Annotated in this window: 22 protein-coding genes; 3 read left to right on the forward strand and 19 right to left on the reverse strand. The window is 71.5% G+C overall.

What is annotated here, in order from left to right; genetic code table 11:
• Window positions 1-50: 50 nt before the first annotated feature.
• The 15 genes from MUY22_RS48710 to MUY22_RS48775 all read right to left on the reverse strand — a co-directional run bounded on the left by MUY22_RS48710 (window position 51) and on the right by MUY22_RS48775 (window position 18,530).
• Complete coding sequence (locus tag MUY22_RS48710) at window positions 51-3,926, reverse strand: carbohydrate-binding protein (protein ID WP_371827562.1); 3,876 nt, start codon at window positions 3,924-3,926, stop codon at window positions 51-53.
• Window positions 3,927-4,036: 110 nt separating this feature from the next.
• Window positions 4,037-5,038, reverse strand: coding sequence for a sugar phosphate isomerase/epimerase (locus MUY22_RS48715; RefSeq protein ID WP_247055364.1), 1,002 nt, complete (start codon window positions 5,036-5,038; stop codon window positions 4,037-4,039).
• Between the two features lie 19 nt (window positions 5,039-5,057).
• Complete coding sequence (locus MUY22_RS48720; RefSeq protein ID WP_247055366.1) at window positions 5,058-6,425, reverse strand: nucleotide pyrophosphatase/phosphodiesterase family protein; 1,368 nt, start codon at window positions 6,423-6,425, stop codon at window positions 5,058-5,060.
• Complete coding sequence (eboE, locus tag MUY22_RS48725; RefSeq protein WP_247055367.1) at window positions 6,422-7,549, reverse strand: metabolite traffic protein EboE; 1,128 nt, start codon at window positions 7,547-7,549, stop codon at window positions 6,422-6,424. The genes MUY22_RS48720 and eboE overlap by 4 nt, the downstream gene beginning before the upstream one ends.
• The gene (locus MUY22_RS48730) at window positions 7,546-8,400 is read right to left on the reverse strand and encodes a TatD family hydrolase (protein ID WP_247055369.1); all 855 of its coding nucleotides are present in this window, start codon (window positions 8,398-8,400) and stop codon (window positions 7,546-7,548) included. The genes eboE and MUY22_RS48730 overlap by 4 nt, the downstream gene beginning before the upstream one ends.
• Entirely contained in the window at window positions 8,400-8,945 is a 546-nt protein-coding gene (locus MUY22_RS49915) for an EboA domain-containing protein (RefSeq protein WP_371827563.1), read from the reverse strand. The genes MUY22_RS48730 and MUY22_RS49915 overlap by 1 nt, the downstream gene beginning before the upstream one ends.
• A complete protein-coding gene (locus MUY22_RS49920) occupies window positions 8,942-9,763 on the reverse strand; it encodes a sugar phosphate isomerase/epimerase family protein (protein ID WP_371827564.1) in 822 nt (273 codons plus the stop codon). The genes MUY22_RS49915 and MUY22_RS49920 overlap by 4 nt, the downstream gene beginning before the upstream one ends.
• Window positions 9,760-10,587: an SCO3242 family prenyltransferase gene (locus tag MUY22_RS48740; RefSeq protein WP_247064498.1), complete on the reverse strand. Its 828-nt coding sequence runs from the start codon at window positions 10,585-10,587 to the stop codon at window positions 9,760-9,762. Before MUY22_RS48740 ends, MUY22_RS49920 begins: the two co-directional genes overlap by 4 nt.
• A complete protein-coding gene (locus tag MUY22_RS48745; RefSeq protein WP_247055372.1) occupies window positions 10,584-11,705 on the reverse strand; it encodes an inositol-3-phosphate synthase in 1,122 nt (373 codons plus the stop codon). Before MUY22_RS48745 ends, MUY22_RS48740 begins: the two co-directional genes overlap by 4 nt.
• An 18-nt stretch (window positions 11,706-11,723) precedes the next feature.
• Window positions 11,724-12,887 (reverse strand): Gfo/Idh/MocA family protein, encoded by a 1,164-nt coding sequence (locus tag MUY22_RS48750; protein ID WP_247055374.1) that lies wholly within the window; start codon window positions 12,885-12,887, stop codon window positions 11,724-11,726.
• A complete protein-coding gene (locus MUY22_RS48755) occupies window positions 12,884-13,909 on the reverse strand; it encodes a substrate-binding domain-containing protein (RefSeq protein ID WP_247055376.1) in 1,026 nt (341 codons plus the stop codon). The genes MUY22_RS48750 and MUY22_RS48755 overlap by 4 nt, the downstream gene beginning before the upstream one ends.
• Window positions 13,906-14,910, reverse strand: coding sequence for an ABC transporter permease (locus MUY22_RS48760; RefSeq protein WP_247055378.1), 1,005 nt, complete (start codon window positions 14,908-14,910; stop codon window positions 13,906-13,908). Before MUY22_RS48760 ends, MUY22_RS48755 begins: the two co-directional genes overlap by 4 nt.
• A complete protein-coding gene (locus MUY22_RS48765) occupies window positions 14,903-16,408 on the reverse strand; it encodes a sugar ABC transporter ATP-binding protein (protein WP_247055380.1) in 1,506 nt (501 codons plus the stop codon). The genes MUY22_RS48760 and MUY22_RS48765 overlap by 8 nt, the downstream gene beginning before the upstream one ends.
• Window positions 16,405-17,676, reverse strand: coding sequence for an ROK family transcriptional regulator (locus MUY22_RS48770; RefSeq protein ID WP_247055382.1), 1,272 nt, complete (start codon window positions 17,674-17,676; stop codon window positions 16,405-16,407). Before MUY22_RS48770 ends, MUY22_RS48765 begins: the two co-directional genes overlap by 4 nt.
• 392 nt (window positions 17,677-18,068) lie before the next feature.
• Entirely contained in the window at window positions 18,069-18,530 is a 462-nt protein-coding gene (locus MUY22_RS48775; RefSeq protein WP_247055385.1) for a MarR family winged helix-turn-helix transcriptional regulator, read from the reverse strand.
• 140 nt (window positions 18,531-18,670) lie between these two features.
• Between MUY22_RS48775 and MUY22_RS48780 the strand changes: the two genes are divergently transcribed.
• Together MUY22_RS48780 and MUY22_RS48785 are read left to right on the forward strand one after the other, a co-directional pair.
• Window positions 18,671-19,855, forward strand: a complete 1,185-nt coding sequence (locus tag MUY22_RS48780) for an MFS transporter (protein WP_247055387.1) — start codon at window positions 18,671-18,673, stop codon at window positions 19,853-19,855.
• Window positions 19,856-19,878: 23 nt separating this feature from the next.
• On the forward strand, window positions 19,879-20,712 hold the full coding sequence (locus MUY22_RS48785; protein ID WP_305879351.1) for an aldo/keto reductase: 834 nt from the start codon (window positions 19,879-19,881) through the stop codon (window positions 20,710-20,712).
• A gap of 49 nt (window positions 20,713-20,761) precedes the next feature.
• Here the strand turns inward: MUY22_RS48785 and MUY22_RS48790 are convergent, their stop codons facing one another.
• The 3 genes from MUY22_RS48790 to MUY22_RS48800 all read right to left on the reverse strand — a co-directional run bounded on the left by MUY22_RS48790 (window position 20,762) and on the right by MUY22_RS48800 (window position 23,307).
• Entirely contained in the window at window positions 20,762-21,601 is an 840-nt protein-coding gene (locus MUY22_RS48790; protein ID WP_247055391.1) for an SAM-dependent methyltransferase, read from the reverse strand.
• Window positions 21,602-21,735: 134 nt separating this feature from the next.
• Window positions 21,736-22,833 carry a hypothetical protein gene (locus MUY22_RS48795; RefSeq protein WP_247055393.1) on the reverse strand — a complete coding sequence of 366 codons (1,098 nt, stop codon included), beginning with the start codon at window positions 22,831-22,833 and terminating at the stop codon, window positions 21,736-21,738.
• Between the two features lie 63 nt (window positions 22,834-22,896).
• Window positions 22,897-23,307, reverse strand: a complete 411-nt coding sequence (locus MUY22_RS48800) for a helix-turn-helix domain-containing protein (protein ID WP_247055395.1) — start codon at window positions 23,305-23,307, stop codon at window positions 22,897-22,899.
• Window positions 23,308-23,461: 154 nt separating this feature from the next.
• Between MUY22_RS48800 and MUY22_RS48805 the strand changes: the two genes are divergently transcribed.
• Window positions 23,462-23,878 (forward strand): hypothetical protein, encoded by a 417-nt coding sequence (locus MUY22_RS48805; protein WP_247055397.1) that lies wholly within the window; start codon window positions 23,462-23,464, stop codon window positions 23,876-23,878.
• A 169-nt stretch (window positions 23,879-24,047) separates the two neighbouring features.
• Here the strand turns inward: MUY22_RS48805 and MUY22_RS48810 are convergent, their stop codons facing one another.
• Entirely contained in the window at window positions 24,048-24,212 is a 165-nt protein-coding gene (locus MUY22_RS48810) for a hypothetical protein (RefSeq protein ID WP_247055399.1), read from the reverse strand.
• Window positions 24,213-24,316: the final 104 nt, after the last annotated feature.

Below are 24,316 nucleotides of genomic sequence, written 5' to 3' on the forward strand. Positions count from 1 at the left end.
AGGCCTCCTTACCGGCCATAAGAGCCGGTAAGGAGGCCTTCACGGACTTTCTAGGACACCGTCAGGGTGTCGATGTCGAACAGGGAACCCGCGCCGCCCCGGAAGACCAGGTGGAGCGGACCCGTGCCGGACGACACCGTCGTCGAGACGGTCTGGAACGTCTCCCAGCTGCCCGTGTTCGGCACCGCGACCGTGCCCAGCAGGGCGCCGGTCGCCGAACCCGAGCGGATCTCGATCGTGCCGCCGGCGCCCGCCGACGAGACGACCGCGCTGAACCGCGTGATCCCGGCCGTGCCCACCGAAGCGAACCCGGCCCAGTCACCGTTCTCGATGTAGCCCAGCGTCTGGCCGCCACTGGCCGGCGCGTGCGACGCGATCTGCACACCCGAACCCGACGTGAACGACTCACCCTCCACAGTGGACGACGACGACCCGCACGAAGCCGCGACGACCCCCGCGGCGTAGCGGATCCCGCCGACCAGCTCGGCGCGGAACGCACTGTCCGAATAGGACTCGATCGTGTGGCCCAGGCCGGTGTAGAACGCCCGGCCGCTCCCCTGCGGGTGGCACCACGTGATCGGGTGGTCGGCGCCCATCTCGCCGCCCGTGTAGCTCGACTCGTCCAGCGTCTGCAGGACGTGCACCTGGCCACGCGGGTTCGTGCGGTAGTTGTACAGCTCGTCCGTGCGGTTCCAGACGGCCGGCAGGTGCGCGGTCGCCGGATGGGTGTTGTCCTCTGTCACGAACCGAGCCGCCTGGATCGCCGGGTGGCTCTTGAACCACGCGCCGACGAGCTGCCCGTACCACGGCCAGTCGTACTCGGTGTCGGCCGCGGCGTGGACGCCGAGGTAGCCGCCGCCACCGTTCACATAGGACTCGAACGCCGCCTGCTGCGTCGCGTCCAGGACGTCACCGGTGGTCGAGAGGAACACGACCGCCTTGTACGCAGCCAGCGAGGAAGCCGTGAACACGGACGCGTCTTCGGTCGCCGTGACGCCGAAGCCGTTGGCCGTGCCCAGTTCGCGGATCGCCTGGATCCCCGCCGGGATCGAGTCGTGCCGGAACCCGGCCGTCTTGGAGAACACCAACACGTTGTACGCGGGATCCACCTGGGTCGGCATGCTGCTCAGGCTAAACGAATCGACGTCGAACAGGGAACCGGAACCACCGTGGAACACCAGGAACAACGGACCGGAGCCGCCGGTCACCGACGTCGTGACGTTCTGGAAGACCTCCCAGTCCCCCGTCGAAGGTACCGAAACCGTGCCCAGCAGTGTCCCCGTCGCCGAACCCGAGCGGATCTCGATCGTGCCGCCCGGGCCGGCCGACGACACCCGCGCGGTGAACGTCCGCGCGCCGGACGTGCTCACCGACGCGTACCCGGCCCAGTCGCCGTTGTCGATGTAGCCCAGGGTGTTCCCGCCGCTCGCCGCGGCGTGCGCCGCGGCCTGGACGCCGGACCCGGACGTGAACGACTCGCCCTCGATGGACCCCGCCTGCGTGCCGGTGGCGAAGGTGAACGAGTCCAGGTCGAACAGGTTGCCCTGCCCGGTGACGCCCTTGAACACGAGGTACAGCGACGTCGACCCGGACGGCCGGTTGGCCAGGGCCGTCGTCACGTCCTGGAACGTTTCCCAGCCACCGGTGTTCGCCACGGTCATCGTGCCGAGCAGGGTGCCGGTCGGCGACCCCGCGCGGACCTCCAGCGTGCCGCCGGGGCCGCCCGAGGAGACGTGCGCGCTGATCGACGTCGCGTTGCCCAGCGCGTACGGCGCGAAGGAGATCCAGTCGCCGTTGTCGGTGTACCCGACCGTGCGACCGCCCTCCGCCGAACCGTGGTCGGCGAGCTGGATCCCGGACTGCGCCGAGAAGTGCTCGCCTTGGCGGTGCCGCGGTTGCAGCTTGCGGACGCTGTGCGAGACCAGGCCGCCGTTGTCGGTGTACTGCGCGTCGAAGACGCCGAAGATGTTCGCCGCGGCGTCGTGCTCACCGTCGACCGGGACGGCGATCGAGCCGCTGCACCCGGTCGCCTGGGTGATCTGGTGCTGGTGGCTGTCGTGGCCCAGCAGGTAGGTCACCTTGACCTTCGAGCAGTCCAGCGCCCCGTCCTCCGGGTCGCTGCCGGTCACCTGGAACGGCACGGTGTCGCCGAAGGAGAACAGCTGCCCGTCGGCCGGCGTGGTCAGGTTCACCGTCGGCGCGGTGTTCCCGACCGTGACGACCAGGCTCGCGGTGCCGGTGAGGCCGGCCGGGTCGGTCACCGTGAGGCTCGGTGAGTACGTCCCGTTGGTCGTGTAGGTGTGCGCCGGGTTCGCCGCCGTCGACGTCTGGCCGTCGCCGAAGTTCCAGCGGTAGGTCAGGGCGCCGCCCTCGGGGTCACTGCTGCCCGCGGACGAGAAGGTCACGGTCAGCGGGTTCGGCCCCGACGTCTTGTCGGCCGCGGCTTTCGCGACCGGGTTGCGGTTGGTGCCCGCGAGGTACTCGACCCGGTACAGCGCCTGGTTGTCGCTGCCGGTGCCGTAGTCGAGGACGTACAGCGCACCGTCCGGGCCGAAGGCCATGTCCATGACCTGCGTGCCGGCCCACGGGAAGTTGTCGATCGTGCCGCGGCTGCCGTCGGCGTTGACGGTCACCGCCTTGATCCACTTGCGCCCGTACTCCCCGGCGAAGAACTTGCCGTCGAGCGACTGCGGGAACTTGACCGTGGACGTCGAATTGGCGTCGTACCGGTAGACCGGCCCGCCCATCGGCGACTCCGAGCCGCTGCCGAACTCCGGCGGCGACCCCTCGTCACCCGCGTACTTGATCCACGCGGCCTTCGGGACCGGCAGCTTGGCGAGACCGGTGTTGCGGAACGAGGAGTTCGTCGGCCCGCCGGCGCAGTCGTACTTCGCCCCGGACGGCCCGCTCGGGAACGTGTAGTGGTTGTACGTCTCGGTCGTCGTGTTCGAGCCGGTGCAGTACGGCCAGCCGAAGTTGCCCGCGCTGGTGATCCGGTCGAACTCGACCTGGCCCTGCGGTCCGCGGTTGGCGTCGGTGACACCGGCGTCCGGGCCGTAGTCGCCCAGGTAGACGACGCCGGTCGCCTTGTCGACACTCATCCGGAACGGGTTGCGGAAGCCCATGCCGTAGATCTCCGGCCGGGTGTTCGCGGTGCCCGGCGCGAACAGGTTGCCCGACGGGATCGTGTACGTCCCGTCGGCCTGCGGGTGGATCCGCAGGAGCTTGCCGCGCAGGTCGTTCGTGTTGCCGGAGGAGCGCTGCGCGTCGAACTGCGGGTTGCGCGTGGTGCGTTCGTCGATCGGCGAGTAGCTGTCGGAGGAGAACGGGTTCGTGTCGTCGCCGGTGGTCAGGTAGAGGTTGCCGGCGGCGTCGAAGTCGATGTCACCCCCGACGTGGCAGCACTGGCCGCGGTCGTTCTGCACGGCCATGACGACCTTCTCGCTGGCCAGGTCGAGGGTGTTGTCCGTCTTGAGGACGAACCTCGACAGGTGCAGCTCGCCTTTGAACGGCGCGAAGTCGGCGGCGGTGCCGTCGGTCGGCGCGTCACCGTCCGGTGTGGACAGTCTCGGCGAGAAGTAGAGCCAGACGTAGCGGTTGGTGGCGAAGCCGGGGTCGGCGGCGACACCCTGGAGGCCTTCCTCGTCGTGGGTGTAGACGTTCAGCTTGGCCGCGACGGACGTCGCGCCGGCCGCAGTGGTGACGCGGACGGTGCCGTCGCGGGAGGTGTGCACGACCGAGCGGTCGGGCAGCACGGCGAGCGACATCGCCTCGCCCAGCTCGGCCGCGCCGGTGGCGAGCGCGACCTGCTGGTAGTCGGCGGCGGGGATGTCGGCTCTGGCGGGAGCGTCGATGGTGAGCAGGAGGCCGGCGCCGAGGAGCGCGGTGCCGAACAGCCTCGCCCACTTCGGTGGGGACGGAGACATGCTGGTTCCTTCCTGAATTTGAGCGTGCTTCGCCCCGGATTGGCGCGAAGCCGGTTTCGATCACCTTCCGACGGGGCTGGCGGCCACCCGTTAACGCAGAAGCTGCGGGGCTACTTCGAGGAGAACGCGGCGTCGAACGCCGCGGTGGGTGGGGTGAAGTTGAGCTTGCGGACGAACTCCAGGGCCTCGGGCGCGCCGGTCAGGCGGTCCATGCCGGCGTCCTCCCACTCGATCGAGATGGGGCCGGCGTAGCCGATGGCGTTGAGCATGCGGAAGACGTCCTCCCACGGGACGTCGCCGTGGCCGGTGGAGACGAAGTCCCAGCCGCGGCGGGGGTCGGCCCACGGGAGGTGGGAGCCGAGCCGGCCGTTGCGGCCGTTGAGCTGCTTGCGCGCCTCCTTGCAGTCGACGTGGTAGATGCGGTCCTTGAAGTCCCACAGGAACCCGACCGGGTCGAGGTCCTGCCAGACGAAGTGCGACGGGTCGAAGTTCAGCCCGAACGCCGCCCGGTGCCCGATCGCCTCCAGCGTCCGGACGGTGCTCCAGTAGTCGTAGGCGATCTCGCTCGGGTGCACCTCGTGGGCGAAGCGCACGCCGACCTCGTCGAAGACGTCGAGGATCGGGTTCCAGCGCGTGGCGAAATCCGCGTACCCGCGTTCGATCATCGACGGCGGCACCGGCGGGAACATCGCCACCGTGTGCCAGATCGACGAGCCGGTGAACCCGACCACAGTGGACACCCCGAGCTTCGCCGCGGCGCGGGCGGTGGCCTTCATCTCCTCCGCCGCCCGCTGCCGGACGCCCTCGGCCTCGCCGTCGCCCCAGATCCGCGCCGGCAGGATGGCCTCGTGCCGCTCGTCGATCGGGTGGTCGCAGACGGCCTGACCCACCAGGTGGTTCGAGATGGTCCACACCTTGAGGTCGTACTTGGCCAGCGTGTCCAGCTTCGCCTGGACGTAGCCGTCTTCGGCGAGCGCCCGGTCCACCTCGAAGTGGTCGCCCCAGCAGGCGATCTCGAGGCCTTCGTAGCCCCAGCCGCTCGCCAGCTCGCACACCTCCTCGAACGGAAGATCGGCCCACTGTCCGGTGAACAGCGTCAACGGTCGTGCCATGTCTGACCTCCTGGGTGCGTTATTCGGTACGGATAGCCGCGAGCAGCAGATCCTTGACTTCGGTGGCGTGGACCTTGTCGCGCGCGAGCGCGGGGTCCGAGCACAGCAGCACCGGCCCGTCGTCGGGCGCGTCGGGCAGCCGGCCGTGACTGCCGCGCACCGGCGCGGGGTCGAGCGGGACGACCTGCATCGAGTACCGCAGGCCGAGCTTCTTGCGGGCCAGCGCGGACGCGGCCTTCAGCTTGACCATCGGGTCTTCCGGGTCGAAGAACAGCTCAGCCGGGTCGTACCCGGGCTTGCGGTGGATCTCGACGGTCTTCGCGAAGTCCGGCGCGCGGTCGTCGCTGAGCCAGTAGTAGTACGTGAACCAGGCGTCCGGCTCGGCGATCGCGACCAGCTCGCCCGCGCGTTCGTGGTTGATCCCGAGACCCGCCTGGCGTTCCCGATCCAGCACGACGTCCACTCCGGACAGTCCGGCGACGAGGTCCCGCACGCGCGGGATGTCGGCCGGGTCGGCGACGTAGACGTGCGCGACCTGGTGGTCGGCCACCGCGAACGCCCGCGACGTCCACGGGTCGAGGTACTCCATGCCCGCCTGGACGTACACGTTGAGCAGGCCCTCACGGCGCAACGCGCGGTTGATGTCCACCGGCCGGCTCGCGTTCGTGATGCCGTACTCCGACAACGCGACGACGGTGTGCCCGCCCGCGGCCGCGAAGTCCAGCAACGGCTTCAGCGCGGTGTCGATCTCCCGCGCGGCCGCCGCGGCCTGGGGCGCGTCCGGGCCGAAGCGCTGCAGGTCGTAGTCGAGGTGCGGGAGGTAGACGAGCGTGGTGTCCGGCTTGTCCTCGGTCATGATCTTCCGCGCCGCGGCGATGATCCACTTCGACGACGTGATCGCGGCCGTCGGGCCCCAGTAGGTGAACAGCGGGAACTCACCGAGTTCGCCGACCAGCCGGTCGTGCAGCTGCGGCGGGTGGGTGTAGGCGTCCGGGGACTTCTTGCCGTCGGCGTGGTAGATCGGCCGCGGGGTCACGGTCAGGTCGACGTCCATGCCCATCGCGTACCACCAGCACACGTTGGCGACCTTGTGCCCGGCCTGCGCGCGGCGGGCCGCGGCCCAGAACTTGTCGCCCTGCACCAGGTTGTTGTGCTGGCGCCAGAAGAACACCTCGCCGAGGTCGCGGAAGTACCAGCCGTTGCCGACGATGCCGTGCTCGGCCGGCTGCAGCCCGGTGAGGAACGTGGACTGCACCGAGCACGTCACGGCGGGGAACACGGTGTCGAGCTGCGCGGTGAAGCCCGGTTCGGCCATCTTGCGCAGGTTCGGCATGTGCGGGAGCAGCCGGGGCGTCAGGCCCACGACGTCGAGAACCAGCAAACTCATCGGGTTACCTCTTCCAAGCCCAGTTCGATCAGGGAACGCCGGGTCCAGTCCAGCTCGGCGGTGATGCCCGCGACGAGCCCGGCGTCGTCGGCGGGTGCGTCCGGGAGCACCTGCCAGGTGTAGGTCTCGACCTCGATGTGGTCGGTCCGGGCGGCGGCGCCGCCGAACAGCTCGGCCAGCGTCCCGGCCAGCACGGGCCGGGTGGACGTCAGCGGCGGCGCCGGGTCGGCGTGCAGCGGCACGTGGAAGTGCACCCGCCACGGCGCCTCCCCCGGCAGACCGCCGGCCAGGGCCGCGTCGAGGTCGTCGGCCCCCGGTGGGGCGCCTTCGTTGCTCTGGTGCAGGAACCGAGGCTCCACAAAGGACTCCAGCGCCTTCCGGGTGGCCGGATCGGCCGGGTCCGCGGCCTCCAGGGCAGCCGACGCCTGGAGCTTGACGACGTCGAGTCCGGCCGCTTCCAGCCGGCCCAGCGCAGCGGCCGGGTCCTCGAAACCGACCGCGAGGTGACACGTGTCGAGGCAGACGCCGAGCCACTTCTTGTCCACTTCGGACAGCAGCGACACCGCCTGCGCGGTGGTCTCGATGACGCAGCCCGGCTCCGGCTCGAACGCCACCCGCACCGGACGGTCCTGCTTCGCCAGCCCCTCGGCCAGCAGTTCGAGCTGACCGCCGTCGTCCCGCCACTCGGTGCGCCAGCCCAGCGGCAACGTCGAGACGCTGCCGCGGACGGCGTCCTCGGGCAGCAGCTCGCCGAGCAGCCGCGCGAGGTCGAGGGTGTACCGCGTCCGCTCGGGCGTCGACCAGTCCGGCCGGTACACCTTGTGCTTGACGACCGGATCGTGGAACCCCTGGTACGGGAACCCGTTGAGCGTGACGACCTCGAGGCCGCGGGTGGCCAGCTCACTGCGCAACCGCGCCACCGCGGCCGGGTTGGAGGCCAGCTCGGTCGCCACCGGGCGGGCCAGCCACAGGCCGAGCCCGAGCCGGTCCACGCCCAGGCGTTCCCGCACCGGCTCGCCGAAGCGGGCCAGCTGGGTGAGCACGCCGTCGAGGTCCTCGGCCTGGTGCACGTTGGTGCAGTAGGCGAGGTGGACGAGCGTGCCGTCGGGGTGCCGGAACCTCACTTGCGCGCACCTCGCAGGATCGAGTTGCCCGCGAACTCGGCGTCCGGACTGTCCACTTCGGAAAGCGAAAGCCGCCCGCTCTGGCCGTAGAACTCGACCGGGTTGCGCCACAGCACGAGGTCGACGTCGTCCTCGCCGAACCCGGCGGCCAGCATCGCGTCACCGGTCTTGCGGGTCTTGAGCGGGTCGCTCTTGCCCCAGTCGGCCGCGGAGTTCACCAGCACGCGCTCGGTCCCGTACTCCCGGAGGATCGCGACCATCCGCTCTTCGTCCATCTTCGTGTCCGGGTAGATCGAGAACCCCATCCAGGAGCCGGAGTCCTTGACCATGGCGACGGTCACCTCGTTGAGGTGGTCGAGCACCACGCGCTCGGGCGCGATGCCCGACTCGCGGACGACGGCGATGCTGCGCTCGGTGCCGGCCGCCTTGTCGCGGTGCGGGGTGTGCACCATCGCGGGCAGCTCGTGGTCGATCGCCAGGGCCAGCTGCGCGGCGAACGCCTTGTCCTCCTCGGCGGTCATCGAGTCGTAGCCGATCTCGCCGACCGCGACCACACCGTCCTTCTCCAGGTACCGCGGCAGCAGGTCGAGCACGGGCGCGCAGCGGGGGTCGTTGGCCTCCTTGGGGTTCAGCGCGATCGTGCAGTGGTGGGCGATGCCGAACTGGCTCGCGCGGAACGGTTCCCAGCCGACCAGCGCGTCGAAGTAGTCGGTGAAGCTGCCGATGCTCGTGCGCGGCTGGCCCAGCCAGAACGCCGGCTCGACGAGCGCGCGGACGCCGGCGGCGTGCATCGCCGCGTAGTCGTCGGTGGTCCGGGAGCTCATGTGGATGTGCGGGTCGAAGATGCGCATCAGACGTCCTGTTCGGTCAGCAGGGGGAGGAGGTCGGCGGGCACGTCGCGGCCCGCCGCGGTGCGCTCGGCGGCGAACGACCGCATCATCCACAGCAGCTCCTCGTCGGTCCGGCGGTCCAGCCCGGCGATGTCCGCCAGGGGGATGCCCATGAAGACGCACTTGAGCACGCCGTGGCGGTAGGCGGAGTCGTCCAGGCGCGCGGCGCCGTACTCCCCCATCGCGGCGGTGACGAGCCGGGTGTCGTTGGTGCGCAGCGCGTCCGCGACCAGCTCCAGCCCGGCGTCGCCGGTGTCCACAATGGACAGTCCACGCAGGACGGCCCGTTTCTCGGCGGCGTCGCCGTAGCGGTAGAGGTCGGGCATCTCGGCGGCGGCCCCGGGAGCCGCTTTGAGCAGCTCCACCCGGGCCACGTCGTCGACCGTCCACCCCGGGACGTCCGACGATCCCCGGCCCACTCGGCGGCCGACACCGGGGAACAGCGTGCGCAACGCCGTCGCGTCGGTGGCAACCTTGGTGAGAGCGTCGTCCAGCCAGGCGGTCACGCGGTCACCGCCTGGCGCAGGAACTCCAGGGACTCGCGGGCGATCCGCGGGGCCGCGTGGCTGTCGCGCGGCAGTTCGACGGCGACCAGCCCCGGGTACGGCGACAGCGCTTCGAGCACAGGCGGGAAGTCGATCTCTCCCCGGCCGAACTCGAGGTGCTCGTGGGTGCCCCGGCGCATGTCGTCGATCTGGACGTTCACCAGCCGCGGCAGGGCACGGCGGACGCAGTCGGGCACGGACGCAGTCTCGTTGCACCGGCAGTGCCCGATGTCCAGCGTCAGCCCGAACCGCGCCGGATCACCGAGCCTGCCCGCGAGGTCGAAGTAGCCGTCGAGGTCGTCGACGAGCATCCCCGGCTCCGGCTCGAACCCGAGCTTGACGTCGTGCTCGTCGGCGGCCTTGAGGACGTCCGAGCAGCCCGCGACCAGGTGGTCCCAGGCGTCCTCAGTGGACAGATAGGCGGGCTTGTTGCCGCTCCAGAACGAGACGGCCTCGGCGCCGAGGTCCGCGGCGATCTGGACGGCGCGGGTCAGGAACTCCACGCGCAAGGAGCGGTCCGGGTCGAGGAACGTCGGTGAGTGCTTGCGCCACGGGTCCAGCAGGAACCGCGCGCCCGTCTCGATGACGACGGCCAGCCCGAGCCGGTCCAGGTCTTCGGCCAGCGAAGCGACGCGCCGCGCGAGGTCCGGGCCGAACGGATCGAGGTGCTGGTGGTCGAGCGTCAGCGCGACGCCGTCGTAGCCGAGGTCGGCCAGGACGCGCAGCGCGTCGCCGAGGCGGTGGTTGGCGAAGCCGTTGGTGCCGTACCCGAACCTCATGTCGGCGACACCTTCCGGCTCAGCGCCCGCGCGAGCGGGAACGCGGCGGCCACGGCCAGCGCCGAGCGCCACGCGCCGGTCCGCGCGATCAGCCCGGCCTGCAGCGGGATCATCCCGTGGATCCCGGCGCCGACCGCGCGCCGGATCACCGGGGCCTTCGGGTCGCGGACGGCGTCGTACTGCGCCCGCCCGGTCGTCACCGCGTACGTCCCGAGCAGCGCCGAGGCCAGCGGCCCGACGCGGCCGGCGGCGACGCGCACCCCGGCCGTCGCGACCAGCGTGGCCGCCGGGAGGGCCGGCGTGGCACCGTCCACTTCGGACCGGGACAGCGTCGTCACGGCCATCGTGTGCGCGCCGACCGTCAGCGCGGCGGGCAGGGCCGCCCGGGCGCCACCCGCCCCGAGCAGGACGTCCAGGGTCCGGGCCGCGGCCATCGCGACCGGCCCGGACGGCGTCGACTTGAGCACGAAGTCGTACGCCCACACGGTCGCGGCCAGCGGCACCGCGACGCGCAGCGCGCGCTTGCCCCCGGCCACCGCGGCGATGCCGAGACCGCCCGCGGTGAGCCCGGTGGCGACGCCCAGGGCCGTGCTCGGTGAGATACGGCCCGACGGGATCGGCCGCTCGGGCCGCTCCACCGCGTCGAGGTCGCGGTCGGCGTAGTCGTTGAGCGCCATGCCCGCCCAGTAGATGCAGACGGACGCGCCGGTCAGCGCGAGCGTCCGGCGGCCGAAGGGCCAGCCCGACGCGGCCGCGCCGGCGACAGCGTCCCCGGGCACGGTCAGCGCGGCGGGCGCGCGGACGAGCTCGATCAGCGCCTTCACCGGTTCGCCCACTCACGCAGGGCCGCGTACTGCGACGCGAGGTCGTGCGGGCCGTCGCCGGCGGGATCCTTGAAGAAGAACCCGAACTCGGCCACCGGCCCGGCGACGCCGTCGCGGCACGCCTTGGCGGTGAGCCGGGCGAGGTCGAGCACCAGCGGCGCGGCGAGCGCGGAGTCGCAGCCCTGCCAGGTGAGCTGCAGGGTCATGCGGGCGCCGAGGAAGCCCTCGAACAGCACGTGGTCCCACGCGGTCTTCCAGTCGCCGAGCGCGGGGACGTAGTCGATGTGCACCTCGCCGTCGACGTCCCGGCCGAGGTTCTGCGAGAGCACCTGCTGCTTGGACGCGTTCTTGCTCGACGCCGCCCCGGGGTCGGCCAGGGTGGCGCCGTCCCCGCCGCCGAGCAGGTTGGTGCCCGACCACGAGAGCACGTTCAGCGCGCGCTGGGCGAACATCGGCGCGAGCACCGACCGCAGCAGCGTCTCGCCGGTCTTGCCGTCGCGGCCCGCGTACGGGAGGCCGGCGGACCGGGCGAGTTCGTCCAGCGCGGGCAGCCGGGCGCCGGTGGACGGCGTGAAGTCGACAAAGCCACACCCCGCGCGGAACGCGGCGTAGGCGTACAACGCGCTGGGCGGCAGCACGTCCAGGCCCGCGTCCAGCGCGTCTTCCAACGCGGCCAGGGAGGCGTGCGCCGGGTGCGGCGCGCAGGGCGGTTCGGTGGAGGAGACGTTGAGCACGACGACGTGGTCCAGACCCGCACCGAACGCTGTCAGGTCCGCGACGATCCGGTCGGCGGCCGCACGTCCGTGGCCGGACGGCGCCGGGCGCAGCCGCGCCTCGGCCGCCTCCAGGTCGGCCGTGACCGGCCCCGGCAGCGTCGCGGGCAGCACACCCGCCGCCACCAGGTGCTCGGCCCGCTTGACCAGTGGTGTGCCGACGACGTCGTGGCCCCCGAAGACCAGGTCCCCCAAGCCGGGCAGCTCCGCCCCGGCGAAGTCCGGCAGCTCGGTCACGCACCCCGTGCGCGCGGTCAGCCCCGCGCGCATCGCGGCGGCCCCGGCGATGGCCGTGGTGGCCACCGATCCCCGGGCCCCGATCAGCCAGACACCGATCTTCCCCATGATTCCCTCCCTGTTGGTTCAGCCCGCGCCCGGCACTCCTGCTTCGACGCGGGTCCAGACACTGCGCGCCGCGGCGCTTTCCTCGACCGCCGCGAGCACCCGCTGCACCTGCAGCCCGTCCGCGAAAGACGGTGAAGGGTCCTCGCCCGCGGCCAGCGCGACGAGCAGATCACGCACCTCGTGGGTGAACGTGTGTTCGTAGCCGAGCCCGTGTCCCGGCGGCCACCAGGCGCCGACGTACGGGTGACCGGGCTCGGTGACCTGGATCCGGCGGAAGCCGCCGAGCTCCGGGTCTTCGGTGTGGTCGTGGAAGGCCAGCTCGTTCATCGCCTCGAAGTCGAACGCGAGGCTGCCCGCGGAGCCGTTGATCTCCAGGCGCAGCGCGTTCTTCCGGCCGCTCGCGAACCGCGTCGCCTCGAAGGTGCCGACGGCGCCGCCGGCGAAGCGCGCGAGGAACAACGCGGTGTCGTCGACCGTGACCGCGCCGCGCTCGGCCGATCCGGGCAGTGGCCGTTCGCCGACGAACGTCTCGGTCAGCCCGCTGACGCCGGTGACGAGCGAGCCGGTGACGAACTGGGCGAGGTCGATCGCGTGCGCCCCGATGTCCCCGAGCGCGCCGGACCCGGCCTTGTCCTTCCGCAGCCGCCAGACGAGCGGGAACTCCGGGTCGACGATCCAGTCCTGGAGGTACTGGGCGCGAACGTGACGTATCTCGCCCAGCCGGCCTTCGGCGACGAGCCGCCGCGCCAGCGCCACGGCCGGCACCCGCCGGTAGTTGAAGCCCACCATGGACCGCACCCCGCGGGTGGCCGCCTCGGCTGCCGCGGCAGCCATCGCCTCGGCTTCGGCGACCGTGTTGGCCAGCGGTTTCTCGCACAGCACGTGCTTGCCCGCGGCGAGCGCGGCCAGCGCGATCTCCGCGTGCGTGTCGCCGGGCGTGCAGATGTCCACCAGATCTACATCGCCGGATTCGATCAAGCGTTTCCACTCGGTCTCCACCGACGCCCAGCCGAGCCTCGCCGCGGCGGCCTCCGTGGCCGGTTTGTCCCGGCCGCAGAGCACCGCCATCCGCGGCGCGCGCGGGACGTCGAAGGCCCGGTGCACGGTCCGCCACGCCTGCGAGTGGGCCGCGCCCATGAAGGCGTAGCCGACCATGCCCACGCCGAGGGTGCCGCCGCTCATTCGAACGACCCCGGCAGGTACTTGTCCACGTTCTCCTTGGTGACGACGGCCGAGAACAGCGTCACCGTCGCCGGCACCTCCTGTTCGGCCAGGTCACCCAGCCCCTTCGCCTGCCCGAGCAGCCGCGCCAGCCGGACCGCCGACGCGGCCATCGTCGGCGGGTAGAGGACGGTCGCCTTCAGCACCGACGAGTCCGCCTTGATCTGCTCCATCGCCGCCTTCGACCCGGCGCCGCCGACCATCAGGAAGTCCGACCGGCCGACCTGCTTCACCGCCTGCAGCGCGCCGACACCCTGGTCGTCGTCGTGGTTCCAGATCGCGTCGAACTTCGGGTGCGCCTGCAGCAGCTCGGCCATCCGGGCTTGGCCCGTCGGCACGGTGAACTCCGCGGCGGCCCGGCCGATCTTCTGGATGCCGGGGAAGTTGGCCAGCGCGTCGTCGAAGCCCTGCGACCGCTGCCGCGTCAGCTCCAGGGTGTCGATCCCGGCCAGCTCCAGGACCGTGCCCTTCCCGCCGAGCTTCTGCCCGATGTAGTTGCCCGCGTTGACGCCCATCCGGTAGTTGTCGCCGCCGATCCAGGTGCGGTAGCTCTGCGGCGAGTCGAAGATGCGGTCGAGGTTGATCACCGGGATCCCGGCGTCCATCGCCTTGCGCCCGGCCGGGGTGAGCTGCTTGCCGTCGGCCGGCAGCACCACCAGGACGTCGACCTTGCGGTTGATCAGCGTCTCGACCTGCGCGGACTGGGTGGCGGCGTCGTTCGAGCCCTCGGCGACGACCAGTTCGACGTCCGGGTGGCGCGAGGCCTCCGCGCGGGCGTTGACGGTGATCGCGTTGAGCCAGCCGTGGTCGGCCTGCGGCCCGGCGAACCCGACGGTCACCTTCTTGCCCGGGGTGTCGGCCGCGCCCTGGGTGACGGTCGCGGCGGCGGGCTCGTCGCTGTTGCTCGTGCACGCGGCGAGCGCGCCGACGCCGACAGCGGACGCGCCGGCGAGGAACGCGCGTCTGCGGAGGGGGTTGTTCATGAGGATTTCCTCTCGGTCGAATACCGGCGCTGGACGAGGACGGCGAGCACGATGAGCACGCCCTTGGCGAGCTGCTGCACCGCCGTGGGCAGGTTGTTGAGGGTGAACAGGACGCTGATCGTGGTGAACACGAGCACGCCGAGGACGGACCCGGCGAGCGTGCCGCGCCCGCCGGAGAGCAGGGTGCCGCCGATGATCACCGCGGCGATGGCGTCGAGCTCGTAGAGGTTCCCGTTCCCGCTGGTGCCGGAACTGGTCAGGATGATCAGCATGACGCTGGCGATGCCGCAGCAGAGCCCGGAAAGCACGTACAGCAGGCAGGTGTGCAGCCGGACGTTGATGCCGGCCAGCCGCGCGGCTTCGAGGTTGCCGCCGATCGCGTAGGTGCGGCGGCCGAACGTGGTGCGGTTGAGCAGGATCCAGCCGAGGACCGCGACCGCGGCGAAGATCAGCACCAGCGGCGGGATCCCGAGCACGTAGCTGTCCTGGTAGCCGAGGTCGACCAGCGCCTGGTTCTTCGGCGTGACGGTCTGCGTGCGGCCCTGGGAGAGCTGGATCGCCAGGCCGCGCGCCGAGGCGAGCATGGCCAGCGTGGCGATGAACGCGACCAGCTTCCCGTAGGCGATCAGCAGTCCCGTCACCAGGCCGGCGCCGAGACCCACGGCGACCGCGCAGAACACGATCCCGCCGATGCCGAACGACTGCGTCGCCTTCGTCGTGGCCCACACCGTCGCGAGCGCGACCACCGCGCCGACCGACAGGTCGATGCCGCCGCCGATGATCACGAACGTCATGCCGACGGTGATCACGCCGATCACCGACGCCTGCGTCAGCAGCAGCACGAGCGTGCCGGTGGACAGGAACTGGCCGGGCTGGGTGATCGCGCCGATCACCGCCAGCAGCACGAGCACCCCGACGAGGCCGAGGTTGCGGATCTCGCTGACTTTTTTCCGCTGGGGTGCGGCCCGGGCCACCGGCCCCTCCGACGCTTGTTCAGTCATGGACGCGCTCCTCCAGGATGAGATCCAGCACGCGGCGCTCGTCGAGTTCGCGTGCGTCGGCTTCGGTGACGACCTGGCCTTCGCGCAGCACCAGCACCCGGTCGGCCAGCCCGAGCACCTCCGGCAGTTCGCTGGAGACCAGCAGGATCGCGACGCCGGAGTCGGCGAGGTCGCGGATCACGCGGTACAGCTCGGCCCGCGCGCCGACGTCGACGCCGCGGGTCGGCTCGTCGAGCAGCAGCACCCGGCAGCCCTTGAGCAGCCAGCGCGCGACGACGGCCTTCTGCTGGTTGCCGCCCGAGAGCTTGCCGACGATCCGGCGGACGTCGGCCGGGCGCAGGTCGAGCGCCTCGGTGTGCCCGCGCACGGCGTCGATCTCGGCCTTCCCGCTGAACCAGCCGAACCGCGCGTACCGCCGCAGCGACGGCAGGGAGACGTTGCGCGCCACGGAATCGTGCAGCAGCAGCGCCTGGCTCTTGCGTTCCTCCGGCGCCAGGCCGAGCCCGCCGCGCACGGCCGCGCCGACGCCGTTCTTCAACGGCTTCCCGGCCAGCCGGATCTCCCCCGCCGTCGCCTTGCGCGCGCCGTAGACGGTTTCGAGGACCTCCGAGCGGCCCGAGCCGACCAGCCCGGCGATCCCGAGGATCTCGCCTTCCCGCACCGAGAAGCTGACGTCGCCGAACGCGCCTTCCAGCGTGAGGCCGGTGACGCCGAGGACCTCGGATTTACCTTCGTGGGCACCGGGTTCCGGGCGCGGCGGGAACGGGAACTCGACGCGGCGGCCGGTCATCCGGGCCACCAGGTCCCCGGTCGGCGTCGTGCGTGCGGGCAGCCCGGCGGCGACGGTCCGGCCGTCCTTGAGCACGCTCACCCGGTCGCCGATCTCGCGGATCTCGGCCAGCCGGTGGGAGATGTAGAGCACGGCGACGCCGCGCGCGGTCAGCCCGCGGATCACCCGGAACAGGTTGGCCACCTCGTCGGCGGCGAGCACCGCGGACGGCTCGTCGAGCACGATCAGCCGCGCGTCGAGCGAAAGGGCGCGGGCGAGGCTGACGATCTGCTTGCCCGCCGCCGACAGCGTGCCGACCTCGCGTTCGACGCGGATTTCCCGGTGCCCCAAGCGGTCCAGCAGCTTGCGCGCCTCGGCCCGCATGGTGGCGCGGCGGACGAACCCGCCGCGGGCCTGCTCGTGGCCGAGGAAGACGTTCTCCGCCACGGAAAGCCCGTCGACGAGGTCGAGCTCCTGGTACAGCGTGGCGATGCCGTGCCGGATCGCCGCGGTCGGGTTCGGCAGCCGCACCGGCGTCCCGTCGAGCCGGATCTCGCCGGTATCCGGCCGGTGCGCGCCGGCGAGGACCTTGATCAGCGTCGACTTCCCGGCGCCGTTCTGCCCGAGCAGGCAATGGACTTCGCCGGCTTCGACGCTCAGCTCGACGTCGTCGAGCGCGCGCACACCCGGGAACCGCTTGCCGATCCCGGTCATCTCCACGAGCGTCATCCGCTGTCCCTTTCCGCGCGCACCGGCACCAGCGCCGGGTCGTCGAACACCGCTTGCAGCGCGACGTGCGCGCCGCCGCGCGAAGCCGCGGAGAACCCGAGCCACGACAGCTCGACGCGGCAGCCTCCGATACCCGGCGCGATCACGCGGGCCTCGAGCTCGGTCATCATCGGGCCGAGCAGGTACGGCCCCAGCTGGGCGAAGTAGCCGCCCAGCAGCACCACCCGCGGGTTGAAGACGTTGATCAGCACGGCCGCGCCGACCCCGAGACCGGTGCCGACCTGCGCCAGCGCGTCGAGCGTGCGCTTGTCCTTCAGCTGCGCGCGGCGGCGGATCATGTCGAGCCGCTGTTCGAGGTCGAGCGACGGGTCGTGCACCGGGTCGTTCGGCGACGCCGCCAGCCGCAGCATCCCGGCCAGCCCGACGAGCGTCTCCCAGCAGCCGCGGCGGCCGCAGCCGCAGACGCGCCCGGCCGGGTCGAGCTGGATGTGCCCGATCTCGCCGGAGAACCCTTCGGCGCCGCCGAGCAGCCGGCCCCCGGAGATCACGCCGCCGCCGACGCCGATCTCGCCGGTCAGGTACACGAGATCCGCGGTCCCGGCGACGCTGCCCATCGCGTACTCGCCGAGCGCGCCGAGGTTCGCGTCGTTGGCCGTGCGGATCGGGAACGCCGGCGGCCCGAGGCGGCGCGTCAGCCGTTCGGTGATGCCGCGGACGACCGGGACGTCGGTCCAGTGCAGGTTCGGCGCGAAGGCGACGGTTCCGCTCGCGACGTCGACCAGTGCCGGGATCCCGACGGTCACACCGGCCGGGGTGACGGCGAGGCGGCGGCATTCCCGCAGCGCCCGCGCGGTCAGCTCGGCGCCGGCGTCGAGCACCTTCTCGACGGGAAGCGCTTGCACGTCGAGCGCGACGCGTTGTTCGAAAAGGACGGTGCCGGTCAGGTCCAGCGCGAGGGCGGTGAGGTAGTCGACGTTGATCTCGACGCCGATCCCGCCGACGCCGCGGCCGTCGAGCTCGACGATCGTGCCGGGGCGACCCACCGAACCGGCTCGTTCGCGTTCACCTTCGCGGGCCAGTCCGCGTTCGACGAGCTCGGAAACGAGGCTCGACACGGTCGCCTTGTTCAGCCCGGTGTCCACGGCGATGCCCGCCCGGGACCGGGATCCCGCGTCCCGCAGGTGCCGCAGCACCAACGCGAGGTTCGTCCGGCGGACCGCGGCCTGGTCGGCCGGGCGCACCGGTTTGAGCGAGAAGGAGGAGTCCACGCCGACACCGCCCGAGTTCGTCTGGTGGGACAACAAATTAGGGCGGGCGGAACGAACGGGTCAACGAGGTAACCGGGCACCGGGGCCGGACGAAAGCCGCAAAAAGCGAGCTGACCAGCGAAACTATCGAACCAGGTCGGGAATGCCGTCCCACGGATGGAGCACGGGTTCGGGTGCGTGGCCGCCGTAATCCCGCCGCCGAACGGGAGCGGTTTCGCAATGCCCCGCTGATCGGGACGTTCCACCGAAAAGCGCAGTCACGCGCGGACTCCGCCATTCGGCTTGCACAATTTGTCGCTCGGCCCGACGAAACTTTCCGCAAGTCCGGGCAAGCGCCCCAATGTGGCGTTCGGTGCGTCCAGCGCACCCAACGCCACATTGGGGTGCTCGGGTCAGGCGGTGCGGGCGCCGGGGAACGTGAGCGTGCCGAGGGCGCCGACGAGCGGCGCGAGTTCCGGCAGCGCTTCGGCTTCGGCGAGAGCTTCGGCCAGCGCGGTGTCGTGGGTCGGGCGGGCCGCCGTCAGCAGGGCCCGCCCCGCCGGCGTCACCTCGGTGTAGATCCCGCGGCGGTCGTCCGCGCAGAGGTAGCGGGCCAGCAGCCCACGGTCCTCCAGCCGGGTGACCAGGCGCGTCGTCGCGGACTGGCTCAGCACCACGGCGTTGGCGAGCTGGTTCATCCGGAGGTGGAAGCCGTCCTGGCGGCCGAGGACGTCGAGCACCGTGTACTCGCTCACCGAAAGCTCGTGGTCGCGTTCGAGGGCGCGCTGCAGCCGGTCCTCGATCCGCGCGTGCAGCGCGGCCAGCGTCCGCCAGCCCTGCGCGCGCGCTTCGACGGCGTCGTCGTCCAGTGACACGGTTCACCTCTCCCCGGCTTGCGCGCACACCGTTGCACGCTGCACCATCAAGCTTGTGCAATATACGGCGTCTGCAACTATCTCGGACGCTTGTAGTTGCTGACGCTGCTGATCACTCTACCCGGGGAAGAAGGAACTCCATGCCCGCCGCTCTGCTCGCACTGGCGATCAGCGCTTTCGGGATCGGCACCACCGAGTTCGTGATCATGGGCCTGCTGCCCGAGGTCGCGGGCGACTTCGGGGTCTCGATCCCTTCCGCCGGCCTGCTCATCTCGGGCTACGCGCTCGGCGTCGTCGTCGGTGCTCCCGTGCTCACCGCGCTCGCCTCGCGGGTGCCGCGCAAGACCGTGCTCGTCGCGCTGATGGGCCTGTTCATCGCGGGGAACGTGCTCTCGGCGCTGGCCCCGAGCTACGGCCTGCTGATGACCGGCCGGGTGGTCGCCGCCCTGGCGCACGGCGCGTTCTTCGGCGTCGGCTCGGTCGTCGCCGCCTCGCTCGTCGCCCCGGCCAAGCAGGCCGGCGCCATCGCGCTGATGTTCACCGGCCTGACCGTGGCGAACGTCCTCGGCGTGCCCGCCGGCACCGCGCTCGGCCAGGCCTTCGGCTGGCGCTCGACGTTCTGGGTGGTCAGCGCCCTGGGCGTGGCCGGCGCGATCGGCATCCTGGCGCTCGTGCCGCACCAGCGGCCCGCCCCGGGCGCGGGCCTGCGCGGCGAGCTCGCCGTGTTCCGGCGCCCGCAGGTGTGGCTCGCGCTGCTGACGACGGCCCTCGGCTTCGCCGGGGTGTTCGCGTCCTTCACCTACATCGCACCGATGATGACCGAGGTCGCCGGCTTCTCCAGCGGCGCCGTCACCTGGCTGCTCGTGCTTTTCGGCGCCGGCCTGTTCGCCGGCAACCTGCTCGGCGGCAAGGCCGCGGACCGCAAGCTGATGCCCAGCCTGTACGTCATCCTCGCCGCGCTGGCCCTGGTGCTCACGGCGTTCGTGTTCACCGCGCACGCGCAGGTGCCGGCCGCGATCACCATCGTGCTGTTCGGCGCGGCCGGCTTCGCGACCGTGCCGCCGCTGCAGGCCCGCGTGATGGCCAAGGCCGAAGGCGCTCCGGCGCTGGCCTCGGCCGCGAACATCGCCGCGTTCAACCTCGGCAACGCCGGCGGCGCGTGGCTCGGCGGCCAGGCCATCGAGGCCGGCCTCGGCTACACCGCCCCCAGCTGGATCGGCGCCCTGCTCGCCGCGGCCGGCCTGGCCATGGCGCTCGTCTCCGGCCTGCTCGACCGCAAGTCCCGGGTTGGTTTCGCACCCGGGGAACGGGTACTCGCCCGATGAACCACCCACCGAAAGGAACCTTCGTGACCAGCGTGCCCGTGATCGAACTCAACAACGGCGTCCGGATGCCGCAGCTCGGCTTCGGCGTCTTCCAGGTCCCGGACGCCGAGACCAAGGCCGCGGTGCAGGCCGCGCTCGAGGCGGGTTACCGCAGCATCGACACCGCCGCCGTCTACGGCAACGAGGCCGGCGTCGGCCAGGCGCTCGCCGAGTCCGGCGTCGCCCGGGACGAGCTGTTCATCACCACCAAGCTGTGGAACTCCGCCCAGGGCTACGACGCGACGCTCGAGGCGTTCGACGCCAGCATGCGGAAGCTGGGGCTGGAGCAGCTGGACCTGTACCTGATCCACTGGCCGACGCCCGAGCGCGACAAGTACCTCGACACCTGGAAGGCGTTCGAGAAGCTCCACGCCGACGGCCGCGTCCGCGCGATCGGCGTGTCCAACTTCCAGCCCGCGCACCTCGAGCGGCTGCTCGAGCACGCCGAGGTACCCCCGGCGCTCAACCAGGTCGAACTGCACCCGTACCTGCAGCAGCGGGAGGTCCGCGAGTTCGACGCGAAGCACGGCATCGCGACCGAAGCCTGGAGCCCGCTCGCCAAGGGCGGCTCGCTGCTGGGCGACCCGATCGTCGCGGAACTGGCGGTCAAGCACAGCCGCACACCCGCGCAGATCGTGCTGCGCTGGCACCTGCAGCTGGGCAACGTGGTGATCCCGAAGTCCGTTACTCCGTCACGGATCCAGGAAAACTTTGACCTGTTCGAGTTCACCCTCACGGAGGAGGAAGTGGAGTCGCTGACGCCGCTGAACCGCGACGAGCGCACCGGTCCGGACCCGGACACCTTCAACGCCGCCTGATCTTTTTCACCCCGAGCCCGGCACTTTCACGGGAAAGTGCCGGGCTCGGTCACAGCTTGCGGGCGACGCCGCCCAGCGTCAGGAAGTTCAATTCGCTCAACGGGTGGATGCGCGGGCCGTCCGGCCACCATTCGTGCAGGTAGACCAATCCCGGCCGGAGCGGTTCGAGGCCGTCGAAGAACGACGCGATCTGCTCCCGCGACCGGTGGACGCTGCCCAGCCCGGTGCCCTGGAAACTGGTCTCCAGCAACCGCGCCAATTCCTGGCGCGGCGAGTCCTCTTCCGGGTCGAAGTTGTGCGTGAGCAGCAGGTACGACCCGGGCGCGAGCGCCGCGACGTACTCCGAGACGATCTTCTTCGCCCGGTCGTAGTCGTCGATGTGGTGCACGATCGACGTCAGGATCAGCGCCACCGGCCGGGAGAAGTCCAGATGCTCCCGGACGACCGGGTCGGCGAGGGTCTCCGCCGGCTTCGTCAGGTCCGCGCCCGTGACGTGGGTGAGGTAGTTCTCCTCCAGCAAAGCACGCCCGTGCACCTGCACGACCGGGTCGATGTCGACGTACACCACCTGCGCGTCCGGGTTGTACCTCTGGGCCACCTGGTGGGTGTTCTCCGCGGTCGGCATGCCCGAGCCCAGGTCCAGGAACTGGTCGAGGCCACGCTTTCCGGCCAGGAACCGCACCGCGCGGACCAGCCAGTCGCGGTGTTCCTTCGCCATCGTGCGCGCGCCGGGCGCGATCGCCAGAAGCCGCCGCATCGCTTCGCGGTCGACTTCGTAGTGGTCGTGCCCGCCGAGCAACGCGTCGGACAGCCGGGCCAAGCTCGCCTTGCTGAAATCGAGGGCGGCTGCGCCCCCCTCGGCCCCGGACCGCAGGTCCCCAGGCGTCATCGACTCTCCCTCGTCGAGCGGCGGACGAGCCCCTGCCCCGGGCTCGGCCACCGTGTCCGGCAACGGACAGTGCTCAGACTACGACATGGCGTTCATCAAGTGAACCGCGCAAGGGCCTTGCCTGCCAGGCACAATCAGCCGAACAGGAGTTCGTGCCACGTCGTTCCGCCGTCCGTGGACCGGTACACAGCGGAGCCGTCGGCCGCGTCGGGCTGGCCGTCGACGACCACCCCGGTGCCGCGGCCCGGGAAGTCCAGATCGGTCAGACTGAGCCCGCGTTCCGAGAGGACGGTCGTCGTCCAGGTGCGCCCGCCGTCCGTCGTGCGGTGCAGGAAGCCGACGCCGCCGCCCTCCGCCGCGATCGTCGCGGACGCCGGCGACGCCGCGCCGAAGCCCTGCGTGATCCCGACGACCGGGGCCGCGTCGGTGCCGCTGAACGTCCCACCCAGGCGCGCCGCGTGCCGCAGGCTCCGTTCCGTCGAGCCCGGCTGGGGCGAGCCGGGACTGCTGCTGCACAACGCCACGACCTGCTTGTCCCGGACGCCGGCGAGCGACGCCACCGTCCCCGTCGGGCACGGCGGCGCGGCCGGGGTGAAGCGGACGCCGTCGCGCGAGGTCCAGTACTTCTCGTCGCCGTAGTTCGCGCCGAGCGCGACCTGCAGGCCGCCGCCGACGGCGACGTCGCCGTAGGTGATGTCCCCGGTGACCGCGAAGCCCGGCATCGGGACCAGCACCGGCGAGCCGGCGGCCGCCGAGTACAGCCGCGTCGAGCCGCGGCCCTCGCCGTAGGTGCTGAGCACGGCGAACACGCGGCCGCCGGTTTCGGTGATCTTCGAGACGTAGAAGGGTTCCCGCGCGTCGACGAGGCCGACCGGGTGCCAGCTCGCGCCGCCGTCCCGCGTCGTCCGCACGTGCACGCCGTCGCTGACGTAGGCGACGCGATCGGTGACGAACGTCAGCGCGACGTGGTTGTGGTTGTCCGGCAGCGGCATCGACGGTGCGCCGAGGCGCCGCCAGTGCCGCCCGGCGTCGGTCGTGCCCAGCAACGCCGGGCACCACGACTTCGCGCAGGGCGAGTAGCCGAGGACGTAGCCGGTGTCCGGACCGGTCCAGCTGGTCGACGCGGGCTGGAAACCTTTCGGGACAACGGTTTCCGCGGAAGCGGGCGAGGCAGGGACGGCCAGGGCGGTGAGGACGGACAGCGTCAGTGCCGTACGCCGGAGGAGTCTCATGATCACCTGGACGTGCCGTGGCGGCCCGGGTTGCCCACCCGGGGCGAGGTTCAGCCGCCCGGCTCAGCCCAGGCCTTCGACGAACCCCGCGACCATCCGCAGCAGGTCCGCGCCGGCCGCGAGGTCGCCGAGCACGATGAGCTTCAGGACGGACTTCTCCTTGTCGTAGATCGTTTCGACGCGCAGCGACTGCGGTCCCTGCAGCGACGCGTGGACCAGGGTGGCGATCCGGTCCGCCGTCGCCCGGTCGACGTCCTCGACCTCGACGACACCCGAGAGGTCCGCCTTCTTGGCGGCCGCCGGCGCGGCGGCCGGGAGCCCGGTGAAGGCCGCGAGGTCGGCCGCGGTGATCCGGTACTGCTTGCCGATCCGGACCGCTTTCAGCCGCCCGTCCCGCACGTAGTTCCGGACGGTCCGGACGTGCAGCCCGAGCTGCGTCGCGACCTGCTCGACGGAGTAGACCTCCTGCGCCATGACCCTCCTCGATTCCGCAAAGTACCCTATCACGCCCCATGTTTCGGAAGTTTGCGGAACACCGGGTTGGCCGGCCCCGGCACCGGGTACCTCTTCCTGGCACCGCACGCCCCAGATCCGTCCACAGAGGACTGTCGAAAGGACGGCGCCGACGATGCCGTATCCCCCTCCCCCGGAGCAGCCCTACGATCCGCGGTACGAACCCGCCGCCACCGAAGAAGTCGTGGAGCGAACCCCCGCCCGCCTCCGGATCGTGCGCACGGTCAACGCGCTCATCCACCTCGTGTGCGCGGTGTTCGCGCTGGTCCTGGCCGTGCACATCGTGCTGGTCTTCGGCGAGGCGAACGCGGCGAACGGCTTCGCGCACCTCATCTCCGAATGGTCGGCCGGCGTCTCCCTGGGCCTGCGCGACCTCTTCACGCCGGACTCCGAGAAGTTCCGGGTCTTCTGCAACGACGGCCTGGCCGCGGTCATCTGGCTGGTCATCGGCGCGGTGCTGACGGACGTCATCACCCGCATCGGCGCCCCCGGCCCGAGGCGGGTCTGGTACCGCCGCCGCAGCTACCGCTGACCCGCGCGCGCTCTGCTCGCGGCTCGCGGCTCGCAGCTCGCGAAGAAGCCCCCCCCCCCCGGTCCGCCGGAGAGGGATTCTTTCATCCGCCGGAACGTCGGCCGCCTCGAACGGCGCAACGAAAGGGCCCCCGGATCGTGATCCGGGGGCCCTTTCGCGTGCGGGAGACTCAGCTCTGCTGCGGTTGTTCGGCGACGGTCTCGACCGGCGCCGACTCCGGCTGCGGGAGGGCTTCGGCGGCGTCGGCGGCCCGGGGCGCGGGAACGCGCTCGGCGGCGACCACGTCGAAGTGTTCACGGCACCAACGGCCGTAGCGCCTCGCGTTCACTGTCATTGCGTCCACCTCCTCTCGGGCGGTCCTGGCCACCCCCTCAGCGTCCTCCGCCGGAACGCCGAAAGCCAACATATTTAAGCGGGACTTAAGGACACGGCCGGGTG

The sequence above is a fragment of the Amycolatopsis sp. WQ 127309 genome, assembly GCF_023023025.1.
Classification (GTDB): domain Bacteria; phylum Actinomycetota; class Actinomycetes; order Mycobacteriales; family Pseudonocardiaceae; genus Amycolatopsis.